Origin of the sequence: Mesorhizobium sp. M7A.F.Ca.US.011.01.1.1 (assembly GCF_003998295.1) — a bacterium.
Taxonomy (GTDB): Bacteria; Pseudomonadota; Alphaproteobacteria; order Rhizobiales; family Rhizobiaceae; genus Mesorhizobium.
The window spans coordinates 1-886 of the sequence record NZ_RZRT01000199.1 but is presented as its reverse complement, the minus strand read 5'-3'; the positions used below and the strand labels follow the sequence as shown (position 1 = coordinate 886).

2 protein-coding genes and 1 pseudogene are annotated in these 886 nt (G+C 67.0%); 2 read left to right on the top strand and 1 reads right to left on the bottom strand.

Going from position 1 to position 886, the window contains the following annotated elements; translation table 11 throughout:
• A pseudogene (locus EOA13_RS39290) lies at positions 1–359 on the bottom strand (integrase); the annotation flags it as partial.
• A gap of 77 nt (positions 360–436) precedes the next feature.
• Here EOA13_RS39290 and EOA13_RS39285 point away from each other — a divergent pair.
• Both EOA13_RS39285 and EOA13_RS37295 read left to right on the top strand, forming a co-directional pair.
• On the top strand, positions 437–568 hold the full coding sequence (locus EOA13_RS39285; protein WP_245490612.1) for a DUF1403 family protein: 132 nt from the start codon (positions 437–439) through the stop codon (positions 566–568).
• Complete coding sequence (locus EOA13_RS37295) at positions 540–878, top strand: DUF1403 family protein (RefSeq protein ID WP_245490611.1); 339 nt, start codon at positions 540–542, stop codon at positions 876–878. Before EOA13_RS39285 ends, EOA13_RS37295 begins: the two co-directional genes overlap by 29 nt.
• Positions 879–886 lie beyond the last annotated feature (8 nt).

The window sequence follows — 886 nt, the reverse complement described above, 5'->3', positions numbered from 1 at the left end:
CCCTGACGCCGGCACCAACTGGCAAAATGCCGCAAGTCGGACGCATACGCGCGGCGCGTGTTGGCCGAACTCGCGGCCTCGACATAGTCGCGGGCGCGACCGGCGAGTGCGTCGAGATGCGCCGGTAGGCGCAGATTGCCGACGGCCGGAAGGGGGGAGGGGGCGCCGGCCGGCGCTTCCGGTGTGTTTCCCATCTCGATGACGAGATCGATGATGTCCGGCATGTGGTTGGCAATCGGTGCGTCGGGCTCGTCCGACGGACCCGCAGGCGAAACATCTTCCACCGTCCCCGTGCTGTGGGACGGTCCGGAGGGTCGTTCACCGCGATTTTTGGGCTTCTGCTCGACGAAAACGGCCATTTCCGTCCGTGCCGCTGATCGTACCCGGCTGGGCGATCCCGCGTGGGCAGCTTGAGAGCGATGCCGAGGCGGCATTCATGGCGGGCGCGGCGCTGAATACGCTGGATATGCTGGTGCGTTCCGATCCCCTATGGGCTGGAGCATGGCGGCAGCGCCTGGCGCTCAAAAGCTGCCGCCGCGGTGCGTCTTGCCGGCCGCACGGAGGATGAGGCGGCGCTGCGCGATGTCTGGACCTTGCGACCATTTGGCCCCGATCCGTCCGCACTCGGACCCGCCGACGGTATTCTGCTCGCCTGGCGGCGCCTGGCATCGAAGGCCCCCGGCCTTGGGACCGATACGCTCGCCGACATCGTCGACAAGCTCGGTCTACGCTGGAGCGGTTCTTTTGCCTCCATTCCCTCGTTCACGACCGGAAATCTGTCGCGATTTGCGTCGCGCCGCCTGTTCGAGCGCTTGCGGACGTTCGACGCCCTGCGCGAACTGTCGGGACGGCCGACCTTCCGGCTGTATGGGCTGTGACAATGGCG

Excerpts from the sequence above, each read along its gene's own strand:
- EOA13_RS39285 (WP_245490612.1), top strand. The coding sequence starts at position 437 with ATGGCGGGCGCGGCGCTGAATACGCTGGATATGCTGGTGCGTTCCGAT.